16 protein-coding genes are annotated in these 16,938 nt (G+C 59.7%); 11 read left to right on the top strand and 5 right to left on the bottom strand.

The window, feature by feature from the left end; translation table 11 throughout:
- Positions 1-215: 215 nt before the first annotated feature.
- A complete protein-coding gene (locus ACQZ6F_RS26515; protein ID WP_449094695.1) occupies positions 216-776 on the top strand; it encodes a DsbA family protein in 561 nt (186 codons plus the stop codon).
- 65 nt (positions 777-841) lie between these two features.
- Here the strand turns inward: ACQZ6F_RS26515 and ACQZ6F_RS26510 are convergent, their stop codons facing one another.
- The 3 genes from ACQZ6F_RS26510 to ACQZ6F_RS26500 all read right to left on the bottom strand — a co-directional run bounded on the left by ACQZ6F_RS26510 (position 842) and on the right by ACQZ6F_RS26500 (position 4,473).
- A complete protein-coding gene (locus ACQZ6F_RS26510; RefSeq protein WP_449094694.1) occupies positions 842-1,837 on the bottom strand; it encodes an ABC transporter permease in 996 nt (331 codons plus the stop codon).
- 28 nt (positions 1,838-1,865) lie between these two features.
- Positions 1,866-3,410, bottom strand: a complete 1,545-nt coding sequence (locus tag ACQZ6F_RS26505; protein WP_449094693.1) for a sugar ABC transporter ATP-binding protein — start codon at positions 3,408-3,410, stop codon at positions 1,866-1,868.
- 106 nt (positions 3,411-3,516) lie between these two features.
- Positions 3,517-4,473 carry a sugar-binding protein gene (locus ACQZ6F_RS26500; protein ID WP_068399077.1) on the bottom strand — a complete coding sequence of 319 codons (957 nt, stop codon included), beginning with the start codon at positions 4,471-4,473 and terminating at the stop codon, positions 3,517-3,519.
- Positions 4,474-4,871: 398 nt separating this feature from the next.
- Between ACQZ6F_RS26500 and ACQZ6F_RS26495 the strand changes: the two genes are divergently transcribed.
- The 9 genes from ACQZ6F_RS26495 (at position 4,872) to ACQZ6F_RS26455 (ending at position 14,430) form a co-directional block, all read left to right on the top strand.
- A complete protein-coding gene (locus ACQZ6F_RS26495) occupies positions 4,872-5,987 on the top strand; it encodes a LacI family DNA-binding transcriptional regulator (RefSeq protein ID WP_068399608.1) in 1,116 nt (371 codons plus the stop codon).
- Between the two features lie 244 nt (positions 5,988-6,231).
- On the top strand, positions 6,232-7,119 hold the full coding sequence (locus tag ACQZ6F_RS26490; protein ID WP_141683844.1) for an amino acid ABC transporter permease: 888 nt from the start codon (positions 6,232-6,234) through the stop codon (positions 7,117-7,119).
- Positions 7,119-7,880 (top strand): amino acid ABC transporter ATP-binding protein, encoded by a 762-nt coding sequence (locus ACQZ6F_RS26485; protein ID WP_077467542.1) that lies wholly within the window; start codon positions 7,119-7,121, stop codon positions 7,878-7,880. The genes ACQZ6F_RS26490 and ACQZ6F_RS26485 overlap by 1 nt, the downstream gene beginning before the upstream one ends.
- Before the next feature lie 40 nt (positions 7,881-7,920).
- Positions 7,921-8,751: an ABC transporter substrate-binding protein gene (locus ACQZ6F_RS26480; RefSeq protein ID WP_449094692.1), complete on the top strand. Its 831-nt coding sequence runs from the start codon at positions 7,921-7,923 to the stop codon at positions 8,749-8,751.
- A gap of 131 nt (positions 8,752-8,882) precedes the next feature.
- Positions 8,883-9,758: a polysaccharide deacetylase family protein gene (locus ACQZ6F_RS26475; RefSeq protein ID WP_449094691.1), complete on the top strand. Its 876-nt coding sequence runs from the start codon at positions 8,883-8,885 to the stop codon at positions 9,756-9,758.
- Entirely contained in the window at positions 9,755-10,654 is a 900-nt protein-coding gene (locus ACQZ6F_RS26470; RefSeq protein ID WP_449094690.1) for a polysaccharide deacetylase family protein, read from the top strand. The genes ACQZ6F_RS26475 and ACQZ6F_RS26470 overlap by 4 nt, the downstream gene beginning before the upstream one ends.
- Positions 10,644-12,005, top strand: a complete 1,362-nt coding sequence (locus tag ACQZ6F_RS26465) for an MmgE/PrpD family protein (protein WP_449094689.1) — start codon at positions 10,644-10,646, stop codon at positions 12,003-12,005. Before ACQZ6F_RS26470 ends, ACQZ6F_RS26465 begins: the two co-directional genes overlap by 11 nt.
- Positions 12,006-12,052: 47 nt before the next feature.
- Complete coding sequence (gene argH / locus ACQZ6F_RS26460; protein ID WP_449094688.1) at positions 12,053-13,441, top strand: argininosuccinate lyase; 1,389 nt, start codon at positions 12,053-12,055, stop codon at positions 13,439-13,441.
- A gap of 77 nt (positions 13,442-13,518) precedes the next feature.
- Positions 13,519-14,430, top strand: coding sequence for a LysR substrate-binding domain-containing protein (locus ACQZ6F_RS26455; protein ID WP_449094687.1), 912 nt, complete (start codon positions 13,519-13,521; stop codon positions 14,428-14,430).
- Between the two features lie 23 nt (positions 14,431-14,453).
- Here ACQZ6F_RS26455 and ACQZ6F_RS26450 read toward each other — a convergent pair whose 3' ends face one another.
- On the bottom strand, positions 14,454-15,374 hold the full coding sequence (locus ACQZ6F_RS26450) for a DMT family transporter (protein ID WP_449094686.1): 921 nt from the start codon (positions 15,372-15,374) through the stop codon (positions 14,454-14,456).
- Positions 15,375-15,469: 95 nt separating this feature from the next.
- Here ACQZ6F_RS26450 and ACQZ6F_RS26445 point away from each other — a divergent pair, with 95 nt between their 5' ends.
- Positions 15,470-16,243, top strand: a complete 774-nt coding sequence (locus ACQZ6F_RS26445) for an AraC family transcriptional regulator (RefSeq protein WP_449094685.1) — start codon at positions 15,470-15,472, stop codon at positions 16,241-16,243.
- Positions 16,244-16,264: 21 nt separating this feature from the next.
- On the opposite strand, the gene ACQZ6F_RS26440 is transcribed toward ACQZ6F_RS26445, so the two are convergent.
- Entirely contained in the window at positions 16,265-16,858 is a 594-nt protein-coding gene (locus ACQZ6F_RS26440) for a TetR/AcrR family transcriptional regulator (protein ID WP_449094684.1), read from the bottom strand.
- Positions 16,859-16,938: the final 80 nt, after the last annotated feature.

The raw sequence follows: 16,938 nt of genomic DNA, 5'->3' as shown, positions 1-16,938 counted from the left end.
CTATGGGCAATGTTCCAATTTAGATAGACCGGGTGCGGCCGCCGGTTGACGGGCTAACGCTGCTGGCACCAATTGGACCGGTAGTATCCCGCACGAGCCGAGCCGCAACAGCACGCTGAATTGGGAGAATATTGCACTCCCTGGCCGCTGGATAATTCCCAAGCGATTATGCGATGCTATGGATGATTCCCCCGACAGAGAGGCAAGGAAACAGCATGACCGATGTGACCTGGCGCGCAGATCCACTAAGCTGGGGCCATGGCTCCCGCGTTTTCGAAGTTTTCCTGGAGCCGACTTGCCCATATTCGGTCAAGGCGTTCAACAAGCTCGACGCCCTACTGGAACAGGCTGGTGAAGATAGGGTCACCATCAAGGTCCGCCTGCAGTCGCAGCCATGGCATATGTATTCCGGTGTCTTGGTGCGCTGCATCCTTGCCGCTTCGACGCTTGCGGGCGGTAAGGAGACGGCGAAAAAGGTGATGGCTGCGATTGCCGCGCATCGCGAGGAATTCGAGTTTGCACGCCATGCCGGTGGACCCAACATGGATGTGACGCCGAACCAGCTGATCGAGCGCCTGGAAAATTATAGCGGTATTCAGCTGAAGGAAGCGTTCTCGATCCCCGATCTCGACCGCGAGATAAAGTGGCATTGCAAATATGCCCGGCAGAACGGCATTCACGTTTCCCCCACCTTCATGATCGATGGGCTGGTGCAAGCCGATATGAGCAGCGGCGACGAGGTCGAGGCGTGGATCAAGAAGCTGGCAGTCATCTGATCATGCGGTCGGCTTCTGCCTCGTGCCTGTGGTCAGGACGTCAAGGCATAGCCGTCAAACGAGGCCTATTCAGCGGGCTGCCGCACATCTGCCTGACGGGCCGCGGATACCAGGCTCCGCTGCGCGCGGATTGCGCTCCACTGCTGATCGATCAGCACGCCGATCAGGATCACCCCGCCCATGACGGCGAAGTTGAGTGAAGAGGGGATGCCGAGCAGATTGACGAGGTTCTGCAGTTCCTGCAGCAGGATCGTGCCGAGTACCACGCCGATCAGGGAGCCTTCGCCGCCGCGCAGAGAGAAGCCGCCGAGCACCGCTGCCGCGATGGCATAGAGTTCATAGAACTGCCCATGGCTCGCCGGCGAGATCGAGCGCGTATACATCGCGAAATAGATCGCTGACAGAGCCGTCAGAACGCCGCATATGACGTAGGAAATCATCACCATCTTGGAGGTGCGGATGCCGGAATACTTTGCGGCTTCCTCATTCTTGCCGATGGCGTAGAGATAACGCCCATAGACCGAGCGATGCAGGACGACCCACATGATAGCGGCGATGATCAGGAGCGCTATGAAGGTTGTGGGTACGCCGTAAAAGCGGCCGGCGGTCAGGAATTCGAGGGAAGGGAAATTCTGGCCGAAAGCGAAGCCTGCCGTACCATCGGCCGTGTAGAAACGCGCCGCGCCGCGATAGATCAGCAGGCCGCAAAGCGTGACGACGAAGGGCTGAAGATTAAGCCGCGTAATGAGCCAGCCATGGATGCCGCCCAACAGGCCGCCGAGGATCAGGATGAGCGGCAATGCGACGGCCCAGGGCACGTTCTGCACGGCAATGAAATCGATGAACAATACGCCGAGCAGGGCGACCAGCGACCCGACCGAAAGCTCGATGCCGCCCGTTATGATGACGAAGGCCTGCCCGATCGACAGTATCCCGAAAAGGCCGATCAGATTGGAGGTATTCGCCAGGTTGATCGGCAGCAGGAAGCGCGGATTGATGATCGTCACGACGATGCCGACGACGATGATCAAGAGGAGCAGGCCTACGTCTTTCTTACTCATCGATTTCAATTCCTATTGGCCGCAGCCGTTAGTGTACTGTTTTACCAACGGCCAGCAAAAGCACGTTTTCCTGACTGAACTGATCCTTGTCGAGAATGCCGGCGATCTGGCCCTCATGCATGACGGCGATACGGTCGGAGACGCCGATGACCTCCTCCATGTCGCTCGAGATCATCAGGATCGCGACGCCCGCATCCGCAAGTTTACGCATCAGGCTGTAGATTTCATTCTTGGCACCGATATCGATGCCTCGGGTCGGCTCGTCGAAGATCAGGACCTTCGGGCGCATCGACAGCCATTTGGCCAGAACGACCTTCTGCTGGTTTCCGCCTGAAAGCGTTCCCGTGCGTGTCGAAATCGAGGGTGCCTTGATGCTGAGCTGTCTGCGCTGGGTTTCGGCGACGGTGTTCTCCTGACCTGTCGACACCATGAAGCGACGCGCAAAGGCAGGCAGATTGGGCAGGGAAATATTCTGCGAGATCGGCAGGTCCAGCAGGATGCCGCTGAGCTTGCGATCTTCGGGGACCAGGAAGATGCCGTTGGCGACCGCTTCCCTGGCGGAGGTAATCCTTATATCTCGGCCATCGAGCGTGGTGGTGCCACCCCCATAACTCCTGTCGATGCCGAAAAGAACGCGGGCTAGCTCGGTGCGTCCCGCGCCGACAAGGCCGGCGAGCCCGAGGATTTCGCCATATCTGATATCGAGATCGACCGGGCGGGTCGGATGGGCGGCGGTGCGGATGGCGGAGACTTTCAGTGCTACATCGCCCGGCGGGCGGGCCGGCTCCGCATCGCGTGCTGTCAGAGCGCGGCCGATCATTAATTTTACCATGCGGTCGTGGTCGATCGAGTCTTTCGGCAAAGTGCCTGCGAGCGTTCCATCGCGCAGGACGAGAACGCGATCGGCAACGCGCTCGACCTCATGCAGGCGATGCGAAATGAAGATGACGCTGATGCCATCCGCCCTGAGCGAGGAAATGACGGTCAGGAGCTTTTCGGTCTCGGCGAGCGGCAGGCTGGATGTCGGCTCATCGAGAATGACGAGGCGGGCGTTGATCGACAATGCTTTGGCGATCTCGACCATCTGCTGTTGGGCCAGGGATAGCGACGATACAGGCGTATCCGGCGAAAAATTCGCGCCGACGCGTTTCAAAAGGAGCGCGACCATCGTTCGCAGGCGATCGCGGTCGACAAGCTTCATAAGGCCGCCGCGCAGGGGCTCGCGCCCGAGGAAGATGTTGGCCGCAACGTCGAGGTTGTCGAAGAGATTGAGCTCCTGATGGACGAAGGCGATACCGGAAGCAATGCTGCTCTCGACGGTGAATGCCTCGTGCTCGGTTCCATCAAGCCGAATGGCGCCGCGGTCGGGTTTGACCACGCCTCCGAGGATTTTCATGAGTGTCGATTTGCCGGCGCCATTCTCGCCGACAAGGCCGATCACCTCGCCGGGATTGACATCCATCGAGAAATTATCGAGCGCCACGACACCGGGATAGGTCTTGCCAATTCCTGAAAGGCTGAGAAACGGCGTGGTGGCTTCCATCGATACCAATGCATCCGATTGCTGGTTCATGACGAATATGGGACCCATACGATGAGGCTCGAAAAGCCGATGCGTCGTGCGCAATCACGGTACAGCAGCGCCGGCCCTCGAAGCCGGCGCTGCCGCAGAATGACTTTTAGTTGCCGGCCATCGACTTCAGGTTCGCGGCATAGGCATCCACGTCATCCTTGCCGATGATCTTCGTGGGGATGATGATCAGCTTTTTGTCGGGAATGCCCGATTTGTCGCCCTTGAGATAGGCAGCCATCAGCTTCATGCCCTGATAGGCCCAGAGATAGGGCTGCTGCACCACGGTGCCGGCAATCGTGCCTTCCTTGACGCCGCCGAGCGTGATCGGATCGTCATCGAAGCCGACGACGGTGATCTGGCCAAGCTTGCCTGCTTCGCGAAGCGCTTCGTAGATGCGCGGCGTGTTGTAGGAATAGAAGCCGACCATGCAGGTGACGTCAGGGCTGGCAACGAGTGCGTCCTCGACATTCTTCTTGGCGCGGGTCTGGTCGATATCGTCGCCACGAACGTCGACAAGGTCGATCTTCGTGCCGGCGATGCCATCCTTCATGCCCTGGATGCGCTCCTTGGCATTGTCGGCGCCGAGAAGACCCACAAAGCCGATGCATTTGCCCCCGTTTGGCATGGCTTTCTTGGCGATCTCGGCGGCCTGCTTGCCGGCGTCGACGTTCGAGGAGCCGATATAGGCGACGCGGTTCGTATCCGGTGCATCGCTATCGGTGGTAAACAGCGCTGTCTGGGAGCCGATCTTGTTCAAGCCGTCCGTCGAGGTCTTGGGATCGACGGCCGAAACCATGATCCCTTTGACGCCGGCTGACACAAGGTCTTCCATCAGGCGTTGCTGGATCGCGACCGAAGACTGCTCGGGATATTTCAGTTCCAGATTGAAGTCCGGCAGTTCAGCCTGGGCCTTCTTGACGCCGGCTTCTGCTGCCTTCCAGAAGTCGGATGCGCCGTTGACCACAAATGCCAGTGTCGGCTTGTCGGCGGCGTAGGACGCCGTTGCATAGCTCAGCAATAGCCCTGCCGCGATGGTGGCAGCGCCCCGTGTAAGGTACTTCATGACAATCCTCCCATAGACCCGCTGTCGGGATCCAGTTTCAATTCGCGGCAGACCGTCCTTCACCCCCTCCTAGGGCCTCTCGCCAAGCGAGATAAGGTGCGTCCAACCACAAGCGCGACGGTATACGACTAATTTCGATTAGTAAATAGAATTAGTAATACAAATTAGTACTCCTACGGCGACACGACAGCGGCGAGATCGATATCTGCAGCAGTTATCGAGCCTTATGCCGAAAAGAATTGTGTGTGCGGTCGCATTTCCATCTGAGCCTGTTGCCGAGATCGGCCCAATGATGATAATAAATATTAGCGCGTGAAGGTGGCCGTGGGGATCTGGCAGGCTTCGCTTCAGGGAGACGAGACTTTATTATGAGCAAAATACCGGCCGCAAACGGCAATATGACGGCCGAAGACAACAGGGCATCGAAGCGAAACGGCCGCCGTCCGGGCAATAGGGTGACGATGACCGATATTGCCAAGGCAGCCGGGTGCTCGCAGAGCGCCGTATCCTTTGTGTTGAACAACACCCCTGGCATGCGCCTGTCGCAGCAAACACGCGAGAGGGTTATCGAGGCGGCTCGACAACTCGGCTATGCTGCACCGGTGCTGTCAATGCCGCCGGCGCTTCTGTCACCCGCCAAGCTGGATGGCGTTATCGGCTTTGCCGTCGACCAGTTGGCGACCAGCCCTGAAGCTGTCGTTGCCATCGAAGGTGCGCGACAAGCCTCCTGGAACGCCGGAAATGTTCTCCTAGTTGCGCAGACCATGAGTGATCCGATCATGGAGCCGAGGACCATAAAGGCGCTCAGCAATAGCGGGATCTCGGCTCTCATCTACATGACGATCTTCACCCGCGAAGTGGAGGTGCCGGATTATCTCTACGATCTCAATATTCCGATCGTTCTCCTCAATTGCTACACTTCCGACTACGCCTTTCCCGCCGTTGTTCCGAGCGAGATAGCCGGAGGTCAGACAGCGACCCGGCATTTGATCTCTCATGGCCACCACCGGATTGCGACCATTACCGGCGAGCCGTGGATGCAGGCGGCGCAGGATCGACTGACCGGCTATCGCCGGGCCTTGGCGACCGCAGATATCCCCTTCGATCCGGAACTGGTCATAGAGGGCGACTGGTCGGCCAGCGCCGGCTATTCCGCGACGATGAAATTGCTTGCTCTTGCCGAACGTCCGACAGCCATCTTCTGTCAGAATGACCGCACTGCCATCGGTTGCTACGAGGCGCTCAAGGAAGCCGGGCTTCATATTCCGCAGGACATGTCGGTCATGGGCTATGACGACGAGGACATATGCCGTCATCTCGTGCCGCCTTTGACGACTTCGGTTCTCCCGCATATGGCCATGGGGCAATGGGCGATCGAGCATCTGGAAACCGCAGTGCTGCCGCGGGAGCGGCGATATCCGGTTACCAAGCTCGAATGCTCGCTTGTAAAGCGCGCATCCGTTGCCGCCCCGGCGGGCGCAAAGACCGGTAGTCGCAAGGTCCGGAAGATCTAACGGTCAGCGGATACCACAAGCCGCCTCCCGGCGACGCTCTCTTCGGACTGCTCAGCGGCAACGCGCATATGGGCCGCGATCCAGCTTGCTCAGCCACCGCCAAAAACCACAGCTTCCCTGCCTCATTTATGCGTAAAGAGCATAAATCGCATGTTCAAATCTCGTTTGTGGATGATTTCGAAACCAACGTAAGCTTCTTCCACTACAAGATTGAAGCTCACAAACGAGCTCAGGGAACCGGAATTTGAGCAACTCAGCGCCACTCGACGTGAATGCGCTTGTGATCGTGCCGCAACGAAAAATCGGCACAAAGATCATGGCGGCGGTCTGCATCATCCTGCTGCTTCTGTTGGCGAGAGCCTTCTGGAAGGGAGATATTGCCTGGAGCTATGTCTCGGACAATCTCTTTACCAGAGCCGTCCTGCAAGGCGTTGCTAACACCATCATCATGACGATCTGCGCCATGCTGGTCGGCATCGTCCTCGGTGTTGTGGCGGCCATCATGCGCATGTCCGACAATCCGGTTCTGCGCAGTATTTCGGTCGGTTACGTCTGGCTGTTTCGCGGCACGCCGGCGCTGCTCCAGCTCTTGCTCTGGTTCAATCTCGCCTTGATTTTCCCAACGATCGGTATTCCCGGGCTCTGGTCGATCCGCACTGTCGAGGTCATGACCCCGTTCGTCGCCGCACTTCTCGGCCTTGGCATCCAGCAGGGTGCCTATACTGCGGAAGTCGTCCGTGCCGGCCTTCTGTCGATCGACAAGGGGCAGATGGAGGCGGCGCAATCGATCGGCATGACGAAACTGCGCGCAACGCTCAAGATCGTCCTGCCGCAGGCCATGCGCGTCATCGTGCCGCCCATCGGCAACGAGACCATCGGCATGGTCAAGTTGACCTCGCTTGCAAGCGTCATCCAATATTCCGAGGTGCTGAAAAACGTCGAGGACATCTACTATGTCAACTCGCGCGTCATCGAGCTGCTGATCGTCGCGGCCATCTGGTACATGGTTGTCGTTACCGTCCTGAGTATTGGACAGATCTATATTGAACGGCACTTCTCGAAGGGCTGGGGCAGGCGTGATGCGTCCGCCCAGCAGGCCACGAACCAGACCTTGGTCGGGGAGGCAGGCTGATGGACGCGATCATCACGGCACACGGCCTGCAGAAATATTTCGGCACGTTTCATGTCCTGAAAGACATCGAGTTCGAGATCAAGAAGGGTGAAGTGGTCTGCGTCATCGGGCCATCGGGTTCGGGCAAGAGCACCTTCCTGCGCTGCATCAATCAGCTCGAACAGATCGATGCCGGTTACGTCCTGGTCGACGGCGAGATCGCCGGTTATCGCCGCGACGGCAACCGGCTGTTTCCGCTCGCCGACCGCGAAATTGCCCGCCAACGGCAGGCGGTCGGCATGGTCTTCCAGAAATTTCATCTCTTTCCGCATCGCACGGTGCTGCAGAATATCATCGAGGGCCCTGTCGGTGTTCAGGGACGGCCGAAGCGGGACTGCATTGCCGAAGCGCGCGTTCTTCTCGAACGCGTCGGCCTGGCGGACAAGGCAGGCTCCTATCCTGGCGAGCTTTCCGGCGGCCAGCAGCAGCGCATCGCCATTGCAAGGGCGCTGGCGATGAAGCCGAAGGCGATGCTGTTCGACGAGCCGACGTCCGCTCTGGACCCCGAACTGGTCGGTGAAGTCCTTGGCGTCATGAAGGAACTCGCGGCCTCGGGGACGACGATGATCGTCGTCACGCATGAGATCGGCTTCTGCCGCGAGGTGGCCGATCGTGTCGTCTTCATGGATGCCGGCATGATCGTCGAGACCGGAACGCCAAGCGAGATCCTTGAAAACCCCCGGAATCCCAGAGTGAAGAACTTCATCTCTGCGGTGCTTTAACAACAAGAACCCTGAAGCAAAATCATCAGAGGAACATTTTATGAAACTCATTCGTCTTGCCGCCTCAGTCGCCTTGCTATCCCTCGCTGCAACCGCCGCCTCCGCGGATTCGAGCCTGAATCTGCTCAAGGATGGCGAGCTGCGCATCATGACCAACCCGATCTATCCGCCGATGGAGTTCGTTAACCCGGATACCGGCACGATCGACGGTTTCGACGTCGATCTGGCGAATGCCATCGCAAGGAAGCTCAATCTGACGACCGTCTTCGTGACCTCGGCCTTCCAGGAACTGCAGAGCGGCCTTCAGACCGGCCGCGCCGACACGATCATTTCCGGCATGAGCGACAACGTGAAGCGTCAGGCGAGCATGGACTTCGTCGATTACATCACCAGCGGTCCGATCCTCTTTACCGTCAACGCCAATGCTGAGACCTACAAGCAGCCCGTCGATCTGTGCGGCAAGACGGTTGCGGGAAGCCGCAGCACCTCCTTCGGTGATAACGTCAAAGCCTGGAGTGCTGCCAATTGCGAAGGCAAGGGCAAGCCGGCCATCAAGTTCGAGGGCACTGCGGATTCGAACGCTGCCCGCCTCGGCATGAAGCAGGGTCGCTATGACGCGGTCGTCCAGGGTATCGAGACGATCGCCTACCAGATGCGCCTTGAGCCCGACACCTACAAGCTGGTCGGCGAGCCGCTGCTCAGCAACGACACCTTCGGCATTGCCTTCAAGAAGGACAATACCGCACTCCGCGATGCCGTCGCCGGAGCCTTCGACGCCGTCATCAAGGACGGGACCTATGACGAGATCCTCAAGAAGTGGGGCCTTGTCCACAATGCCGTGCCGAAGGCTGTGGTGAACGGCGTCAAGTAAGACACAGAAGAAGCGCCGCAGCGATAGCGGCGCTTCCCTTTACCATCAACGCACCTACCGGCCGGGACGTTACCGCGTTCCGGGATGGATGCTTGCGTCCCAAATACAGCTGAAAGCGCATGCAAAGTCCCATGACTGCCAAGACCGTACCCATGACGTCGTCGATGCCTCGCCTCTGGCCGCAAGGCCGGCAGTCGGCGGTGGCGCTTGCCTTCGATGTCGATGGACCCACCGGCGACGCGATGCTCGACGGTTCGCTATTGTCCAATCCGCGCTACTTCACGCAAGGTGCCTATGGACCATGGCGTGCCCTGCCGCGGCTGCTGGATCTGCTTGGCGAATACGGGCTCAAGGCGACGTTCTTCGTGCCGACCTGGGTGGTCGAGCACTGGCCATTGCCGTGCGAACGCATCCTTAAAGACGGGCACGAGATTGCCTATCACGGCCATTATCATGAGGTCTTCATCGATTGCAGCCGGCAGCAGCAGCTCGATATCATGGCGCGCTCCCGCGACATCTTCCGCACGCGGCTGGGCGTGACGCCGGTCGGCTTCCGCACGCCTTCGGGCGACTGGAGCGAGGAAACGGCTGAACTGCTGCACGAATTCGGCGTGATCTATTCGAGTTCGATGCGTGGCGACGACCGGCCCTATTTCCACAAGACGCCTCAAGGGCGTGGCCTTGTCGAAATCCCCGGGCGTTGGGATATCGACGACTATACGGCCCTTGCCTACAGCGAGGAGCCGGACTTCCCCATCGGCCTCGACCGCATCTCGGCCTATGCCGACGTTCAAAGAAACTGGTGCGCCGAATTCGAAGGCTATCACCGCGAAGGGCTATGCTGGACGACGATCCTGCACCCGAAAGTCTGCGCCAAGCCTGGCCGGCTGGCAATTCTGGAAGGCCTTTTCCAAGCCATCACCGCGCATGGCGATAGCGTCTGGGCGACGCATTGCGCTGAGATCGCAAAATGGTGGATCGCGCAAAATCCGGAGATCGTGGCATGAGCAACACGGCTTCCGAAACCTTCTGGCCGCAGGGCAAGAGATGCGCCGCCGTCGTCTCTGTGATCTTCGATGACGGGCTTGATGCGATTGCGCAGGCGCCTGATCTGGCAGCGCGCAGCAAGAGCTTTTCCGTTTGGCAATATGGTGCCACGCGTGGCGTCGAACGCCTTTGCAATGCGTTTGCCGCCGCCGGCATATCGACGAGCTGGTTCGTACCCGGCATCGTCGCGGAGAAACACGAGCAACTTCTTCGCGATGTCGTCGCCGAACATCACGAGATCGAAAGCCACGGCTGGGCCTTCGAACGCTACGATGCCCTTGAGGCATCCGCTGCTATCGAGCTCCTCAAGCGCAGCCGCGATAGACTGAACTCGATTGCATCGAAAGACGTCTCCGGCTTCCGGCTGCCGGCAGGCAATTGGCCGCGCCATTTCGACCGGTTGTTGCTGGAAGCAGGCTATTCCTGGTCGGCATCGCTAAACGGTGACGACATGCCCTACAGTCATTCGTCGTCGCTGGTGGAAATCCCTGTCCATATCGAGCTCGAGGACCGGCCCTATTTCCAGTTCAATTTCACCCCTTCTTTTCCCAAGGGGCAGGGCCGTATCCCCTCCTATGAGGCGGTGCTTGCCAATTGGATTTCCGAATTCGACGCCTATCGGAAATACGGGCTCTGTTACGTGCTGCAGCTTCGGCCCGAATGGACGGGAACACCCGGCCGGATCGCCCTGGTCGAGGAATTGCTGCGCCACATAAGCAGCTTCGATGATGTCTGGCTGGCGACGGCTGCCGAGGTTGCCCGTTGGCATGGTGGCAAGAGCATCGTCGCGCCAGCCGAGCATCCGATCAACGTCTATGACGCCTATGTCAGCGAGGAGCAGGCCGGTGAGCGATAATCTGACCCGCACCCTTGCCGGGCACGTCTGCGCAACGCGCTTCGATGCTTTCCCGAGCCAGACGATCCATAAGGCGAAGCTTCATATCCTCGATACGCTCGGCGCCGCTATCGCTGGATCGGCGTCGGGAGAAACCGGAGCGATGCTGGAAATGCTCAGCCTTCGCGGCACGGCAGGGCGTTCGCCACTCTGGGGATTACCATTGTCAGCGGACGCAAGAACTGCCGCTCTCGTCAATGGCGTCTCGGCCCATGCCTATGAGCTGGATGATAGCGGCGGCTGCGATCATTCCGGTGCCGTCGTTTTGCCCGCAGTGCTCGCGGCACTCGGTGATCTCGACCATTCCTTCAGCGGAGCAGATCTGCTGCGCAGTGTCCTCCTTGGTTACGAGGTCGGCCGTCGCGTGCTGGAAGCAGTCGGCGGATATGAAGAGCATAATGGTCTCGGATGGCATTCCACCGGAACCTGCGGCGCGTTTGGCGCCGCCGCCGCCGTCGGTGCCATGCTGAACCTCGATAGCGAGGCGCTGGCGTCGGCGATGGGTAACGCCTGCTCCTTTGCCGGTGGTACATGGGCTTTCATTCACAATGGCAGCTCGGCCAAGAAGCTCCATGCCGGTCGCGCCGCCGAAGGCGGCTTGATGGCCGCATATCTGGCAAAGAGAGGTTTCGAGGGGCCGGATAGCGTCTTCGAGGCGGATCGCTGGGGAAGCTTCTTTGCGACCTTCGGTGCCGGACGGGGTGACCCGGCAGCACTGGTTCAGGATTTCGGAGTGAACTGGCGGCTCAATCGCTGCTCGATCAAGCCGCACGCGACCTGCCGCGGCACCCATGCGGCGATCGATGCGCTCGACCTCCTGCTGCAACGCCACGGGCTCACGGCCGGCGAGATTGCTGCGATCGAGGTCGATATCAGCCGCTTCCAATATGGCATGTGCGGTGGCAAGGTCGTCGAGTCCCGCGCGCAGGCACAGATGAGCCTGCCCTATGCGCTTGCTGCCCGGCTGCGCTACGGCAAGGTCTTCCTTGCCGAATTGAAAGAGGCAGCGTGGTCGGCGCCAGAGATCGGACCTTTGCTCGATCGCATCGCCGTTCGGATTGATCCGGAAATGAAGGATGAGGACGAGCCGGCGATTACCATCGTGACCGCCGATGGCGCACGTCATCGCCTGATCGTCGAATTCCCTCTCGGAGGACCGCAGAACCCGCTGAGTGACGAGCGGCTCATCGGCAAATATGCCGACCTTGCCGGCATGGCTCTGCCTGCCCCAAAGGTCGACGCCATAAGGGATTTCGTTCTCGGTCTGGAACATCAGAGCGACGCCCGCGGTCTGCTCGAGCTGCTTCAATAAACGACGCGCCCGGCACGGGCTGCTACCTTTCGAAAGGGAAGATCGAAATGAGAAACCAGACGAGCACCACATGGTCCCCGCTGTTCAAGCAGGACGTCTCCAGGGATTTTCAGGATTTCCATGAATGCCTGGATCAGGACAAGCGCATTGCGCTGCATGATGTCGCCGGCTCGAAAGTCCATGCCGAGATGCTGGCCCGTGCAGGCATCATTACGGCCGAAGACAATGCCCAGATCCAGAGGGGGCTTGACCGGATTGCCGAGGAAATGCGCTCCGGCGCCTTCGAGTGGAAGACCGAACTCGAAGACGTTCATACGAACGTGGAGAACCGCCTTGTCGCGCTGATCGGCGATGCCGGCAAGAAGCTGCATACGGCCAGATCGCGTAATGATCAGGTGGCAACCGATATACGCCTTTATGCGCGCGAGCAGCTGGATCTGCTCGCCGATGATCTGAAGGTGCTGATCGGTGCCTTCGTTGATCTTGCCGAGCAGAATGCCGAGACGATCATGCCCGGTTTCACCCATCTGCAGGTGGCCCAGCCCGTCACCTTCGGACATCATCTGATGGCCTATGCGGAAATGTTCCTGCGCGATCTCGATCGCGTCAAGGCGGCGCGTGAGCGTCTCAATGTCTCGCCGCTGGGTGCGGCCGCCTTGGCGGGTACCGGCTATCCGATCGATCCCGAATATAGCGCGGCACAGCTCGGCTTTTCCGGCTCGTTTGCCAATTCCCTCGATGCCGTTTCGGACCGCGACTATGTCGTGGATGTCTGCAGTGCCGGTGCGCTAATAATGGGTCATCTCTCGCGTTTCAGCGAAGAGGTGATCCTCTGGTGCACGCCGATGTTTGATTTCATCGAGGTCGGCGATCAGTTCTGCACGGGATCCTCGATCATGCCGCAAAAGCGCAACCCTGATCTGGCCGAGCTTGTGCGCGGCAAGGCAGCACGCGTCATCGGCAATCTGGCGTTTTCCGCGGCTCTCATGAAAAGCCAACCGCTTGCCTTCAACAAGGACCAGCAGGAATCCAAGCCACCGCTGACGGATACGCTCGAAACCGTGCGTGGCGCCGTCAGCGTCACCGCCCAGATGATCCCGAGCATCACGGTAAAGCACAGCCGGATGCTGCTCGCCGCAAACCAGGGTTATTCGACGGCGACCGATCTTGCCGACTATCTCGTCCGCGCCGGACTGCCTTTCCGCGATGCGCACCACGCCGTCGCCGCGATCGTGGGCGCAGCACGCGACAAGGCCTTGCCGACACTTTCAGAACTTTCTCTGGCCGAGATGCAGTCCTTTGCGCCCTTGGTTCGCGAAGATGTCTTCGAAGTGCTAACGGTCGAGGGATCGGTCGCCAGCCGCGACCATCGGGGCGGGACGGCTCCAAGGCAGGTGAGACTGGCTGTCGAGGCCGTGCGCCGCTCGATTGCCTGAGCTGCATCCGGTTGCCATTCGATCCGCATGCTTTAAAGCTTGTTGTTTGCGACAGCAGCGAGAAAGCCGGATAGGGAATGGAGCCGAGATTCGATCATAACAGGCTGCCGCCATTGCAGACGTTGCAGACCTTTTCCGTGGTTGCGGAAACGGGAAGCTTCACGGCGGCGGCCGCCGAACTCAATCTCAGCCAAAGCGCCATCAGCCGGCAGGTTCAGCAGCTCGAGCATTATTTCGGTTGCAGCCTGTTCGAGCGTCACACGCGTAAGGTCGCACTGACAGAGCGCGGCATGGCGCTGATCCCGATCGTCGACAGCCTGCTCGCTTCGCTGAAGACCTCGTTCGAGGCGACGCGGACGACAGTGCGCTCTTTGACCATTCGGATGCCGCCAACCTTTGCGCGCAAGTGGTTCCTGCCGCGCCTGCCGGATCTGCACAGTCACCACCCGGATCTGAACATCAATATCGATACGGCCTGGTTCCTGCGTCCCACCTTCTCCGTCGGCGATATCGACATGCTGATCACCTATGGCAACGGCCATTGGCCGGGCATGGATGTCTTGCCGCTGCTTGAGGAGCGGTTGACACCGATGTGCTCCCCTCAGCTGCTTCCCGCGCTCGGCGATCCGCCTGTTGTGGAGAAGCTGCAAAGCTGCGTGCTGCTGCATTCCAACCCCCGTCACAGCGACTGGACGCTTTGGTTGCAGGCCGAGGGCGCCTATTCCTTCCAGGCAATTCGTCATCAGGTGTTCGATACCCAGGATTTCGCCATGACAGCGGCGGCAAGCGGCTATGGCGTGACGATGGGGGACCTCGCCTTTTCGCAGCAGGATCTCGAGAACGGCGAACTCGTCGCCCCTTTCGAGCGCATCATCGACAGCGGCTATGGCTACTACGCCCTCTGGCCCGCCCGCGCGGAAGCGCGCCAGAAGGTAAAGGCATTTTCGGATTGGCTCGGACATGCTTGCGGCACCACGCGGCTCACATAGATCTCGACCGAGTGCTGCCACTTCTAATCGACGATTTCGGGAACGACTGGAGGCGCACCGCGCAATGGCCGACGGAAGATTTCGACGCAAGCCACCCCGGTTAGCGCAAGGCCGCCGCCGATAACGTGGTAGAGATGGATCGGCTCGCCGAGCATGGTTATGGCGCCGAGCGCCGTGAAGACCGGCAGCAGGTTCATGAAGGCGGCGCAGCGGCTTGGCCCGAGGATTTGGACGCCGCGGATCCACAGAAATGGAAGCACGACCGAAGCCAGCCCGCCGGCATAGGCGATCAGCGGCAGCGTCTCGGCATTGAGCGAGCGCATGGGTGCGGGTGTTGCAAGGAATGCCGGAAACATGATCGCCAAGGCGCAAATCGCCTGCATATAGGTCGATTGCCAGCCGGCGACAGGAAGGCTCCAGCGTTTCAGCAACACACCATAAAGCGCATAAACCACCGCGGCCGTCAGCATCAGCGGATCGCCGAGATGGATGCCATTCTGAATGAGTGCGCCGGGATCGCCGGCGCTGACCAGATAGACGAGCCCGACAAGCGACAGGATGCCGCCGCCGACCATGCCGACAGTCGGGGTGTCTTTCAGGACGACGGCGCTCAGGGCAACCGTCAGCAATGGCGTCAGCGCCGTGAACACGGCCATGTTGGTCGCCGTGGTGGACTCGGCCGCCAGATAGGACAGGCTCTGGAACAGGCACATCGCCAGGAAGCCGAGAATGGCGAACTGGCCGAGATGCGGCCAGATGACGGCGCGGTTTCGCCATGCGGGTGCGGCGACGAAGGTGCTCATCAGAAGCACCGCAAACAGCAACCGATAGAATGTGATGGCCTCCGGTCCGATCGTATGTGCGGACATTCTGGAAACGATGACGTTGCCGGACCAGAGGATGATGGCGATGAGGGGATAGAGAAATGCGAGTTTGTTTTTCATGATCGATAACCGTGAACTGTCGTTGATATCGACGCTTATCGGTTCAGCTTTCGTCCGTATCGCTCTATACTGAACACAATTGTAGAGATTAGGACATGCAAAGCGACCCGACCCAGAAACATCTGGATTTTCACGATACGCATCGCGCCATGGCTGCGATGGACATCAATTATCCGGACGGATCCTCGACCGGATGGCATTCCCACCCGCGCGGCCAGCTTCTCTATGCGATCGAGGGTGTAATGATCGTGCGTTCGGCGGAGGGTTCCTGGGTCGTGCCGCCGAGCCGGGCGCTGTGGTTGGCCGCCGGTTTGGAGCATGACGTCAGGATGTCGGGCGAGGTCAAGATCCGCACGGTCTTCATCGATGCAACGGCGATCCGGCACTTACCGGAAAAAAGCTGCGTCATCGAGGTCTCGCCGCTATTGCGCGAGCTCATCGTTGCCGCCGTTCATGTTCCGCTCGATTATGAGGAAGGCAGCCGCGACGATCGGCTCATGCGGCTGGTCGCAGACGAGGTGCGTGTTTCCGACATACTGCCCGTGCACCTTCCCATGCCGGAAGACGCGCGCATCAAGCTGATCTGCGAAGCGGTGAGCGAAGATCCTTCCGACACTTCGACTGTTGGCGAATGGTCCGAGCGGCTAAATGTGACTGCCAAGACCATCCATCGGCTGTTCAGCAAGGAAACGGGCATGAGCTTCGGGCGGTGGCGCGAACAGGCAAGGCTCTTGTTCGCGCTGCGCCGGCTGGCCAATGGCGAGCGCGTGATCGATATCGCTTTCGATTGCGGCTATGCCAGCCAGAGCGCGTTTACGGCGATGTTTCGGCGGCATTTCGGAAAGCCGCCATCCGAGTTTTATCGCTAGTGGCGATCAGTGGCGAAACGCTCAACCGTTCTTGATCCGCAATCCCTCGAGGAAGGTCCGGAACGCCTTGACCGCCCGTTTCGAGGTCGCCTCCGGATCGTCCGAATTGGCGATCCATTGCGCGGCACTGCTGCTGGCCGCATTGATGAGGCGGGCGCCGGCTTCGGGATCCATGTCGACGATGATGCCCTCTTCGCCAAGACTGCGAAGGCTTTCGGCAACGGCGGTGATGCAGCCATTGGCGCTCGGCCAGCCGGAGGGATCACCGAGCACGGCCGGTCCGTCGCGGAACATGATGCGCTGGAGTTCCGGCTCGAGCGCCATCTGGACATATCCGACATTCTCATCGATAAATCCCTGCCAGCGGGACGGCGCCTGGGACGAGATGGCACGGAGTCTTGCGGTCATTTCCGCATCGATCTCGCCGACAACAGCCTGCAGCAGGCCCTTCTTATCGCCGAAATGATGATAGAGCGCGCCTCGCGTCAGCCCGGCTGCGGCCGTGAAATCGTCCATCGAGGCTTCGGCATAACCGACGCTTCCAAATGCCTTTCGGCCCGCCGCCAGCAGCTTTGCCCGCGTTTCTGCAATCATCTCACTACGGGGCTTACGCATTTTTTCTCCGTCAACTCACATACGTCGCGTATATTAGTTGACATTCGCACGGCACGCAATTACTTCATTCTCATACGCCG

Source organism: Rhizobium sp. A22-96 (assembly GCF_053521805.1).
The sequence above is the reverse complement of the archived record's forward strand: the minus strand, read 5'-3'. Positions and strand labels throughout refer to the sequence as shown.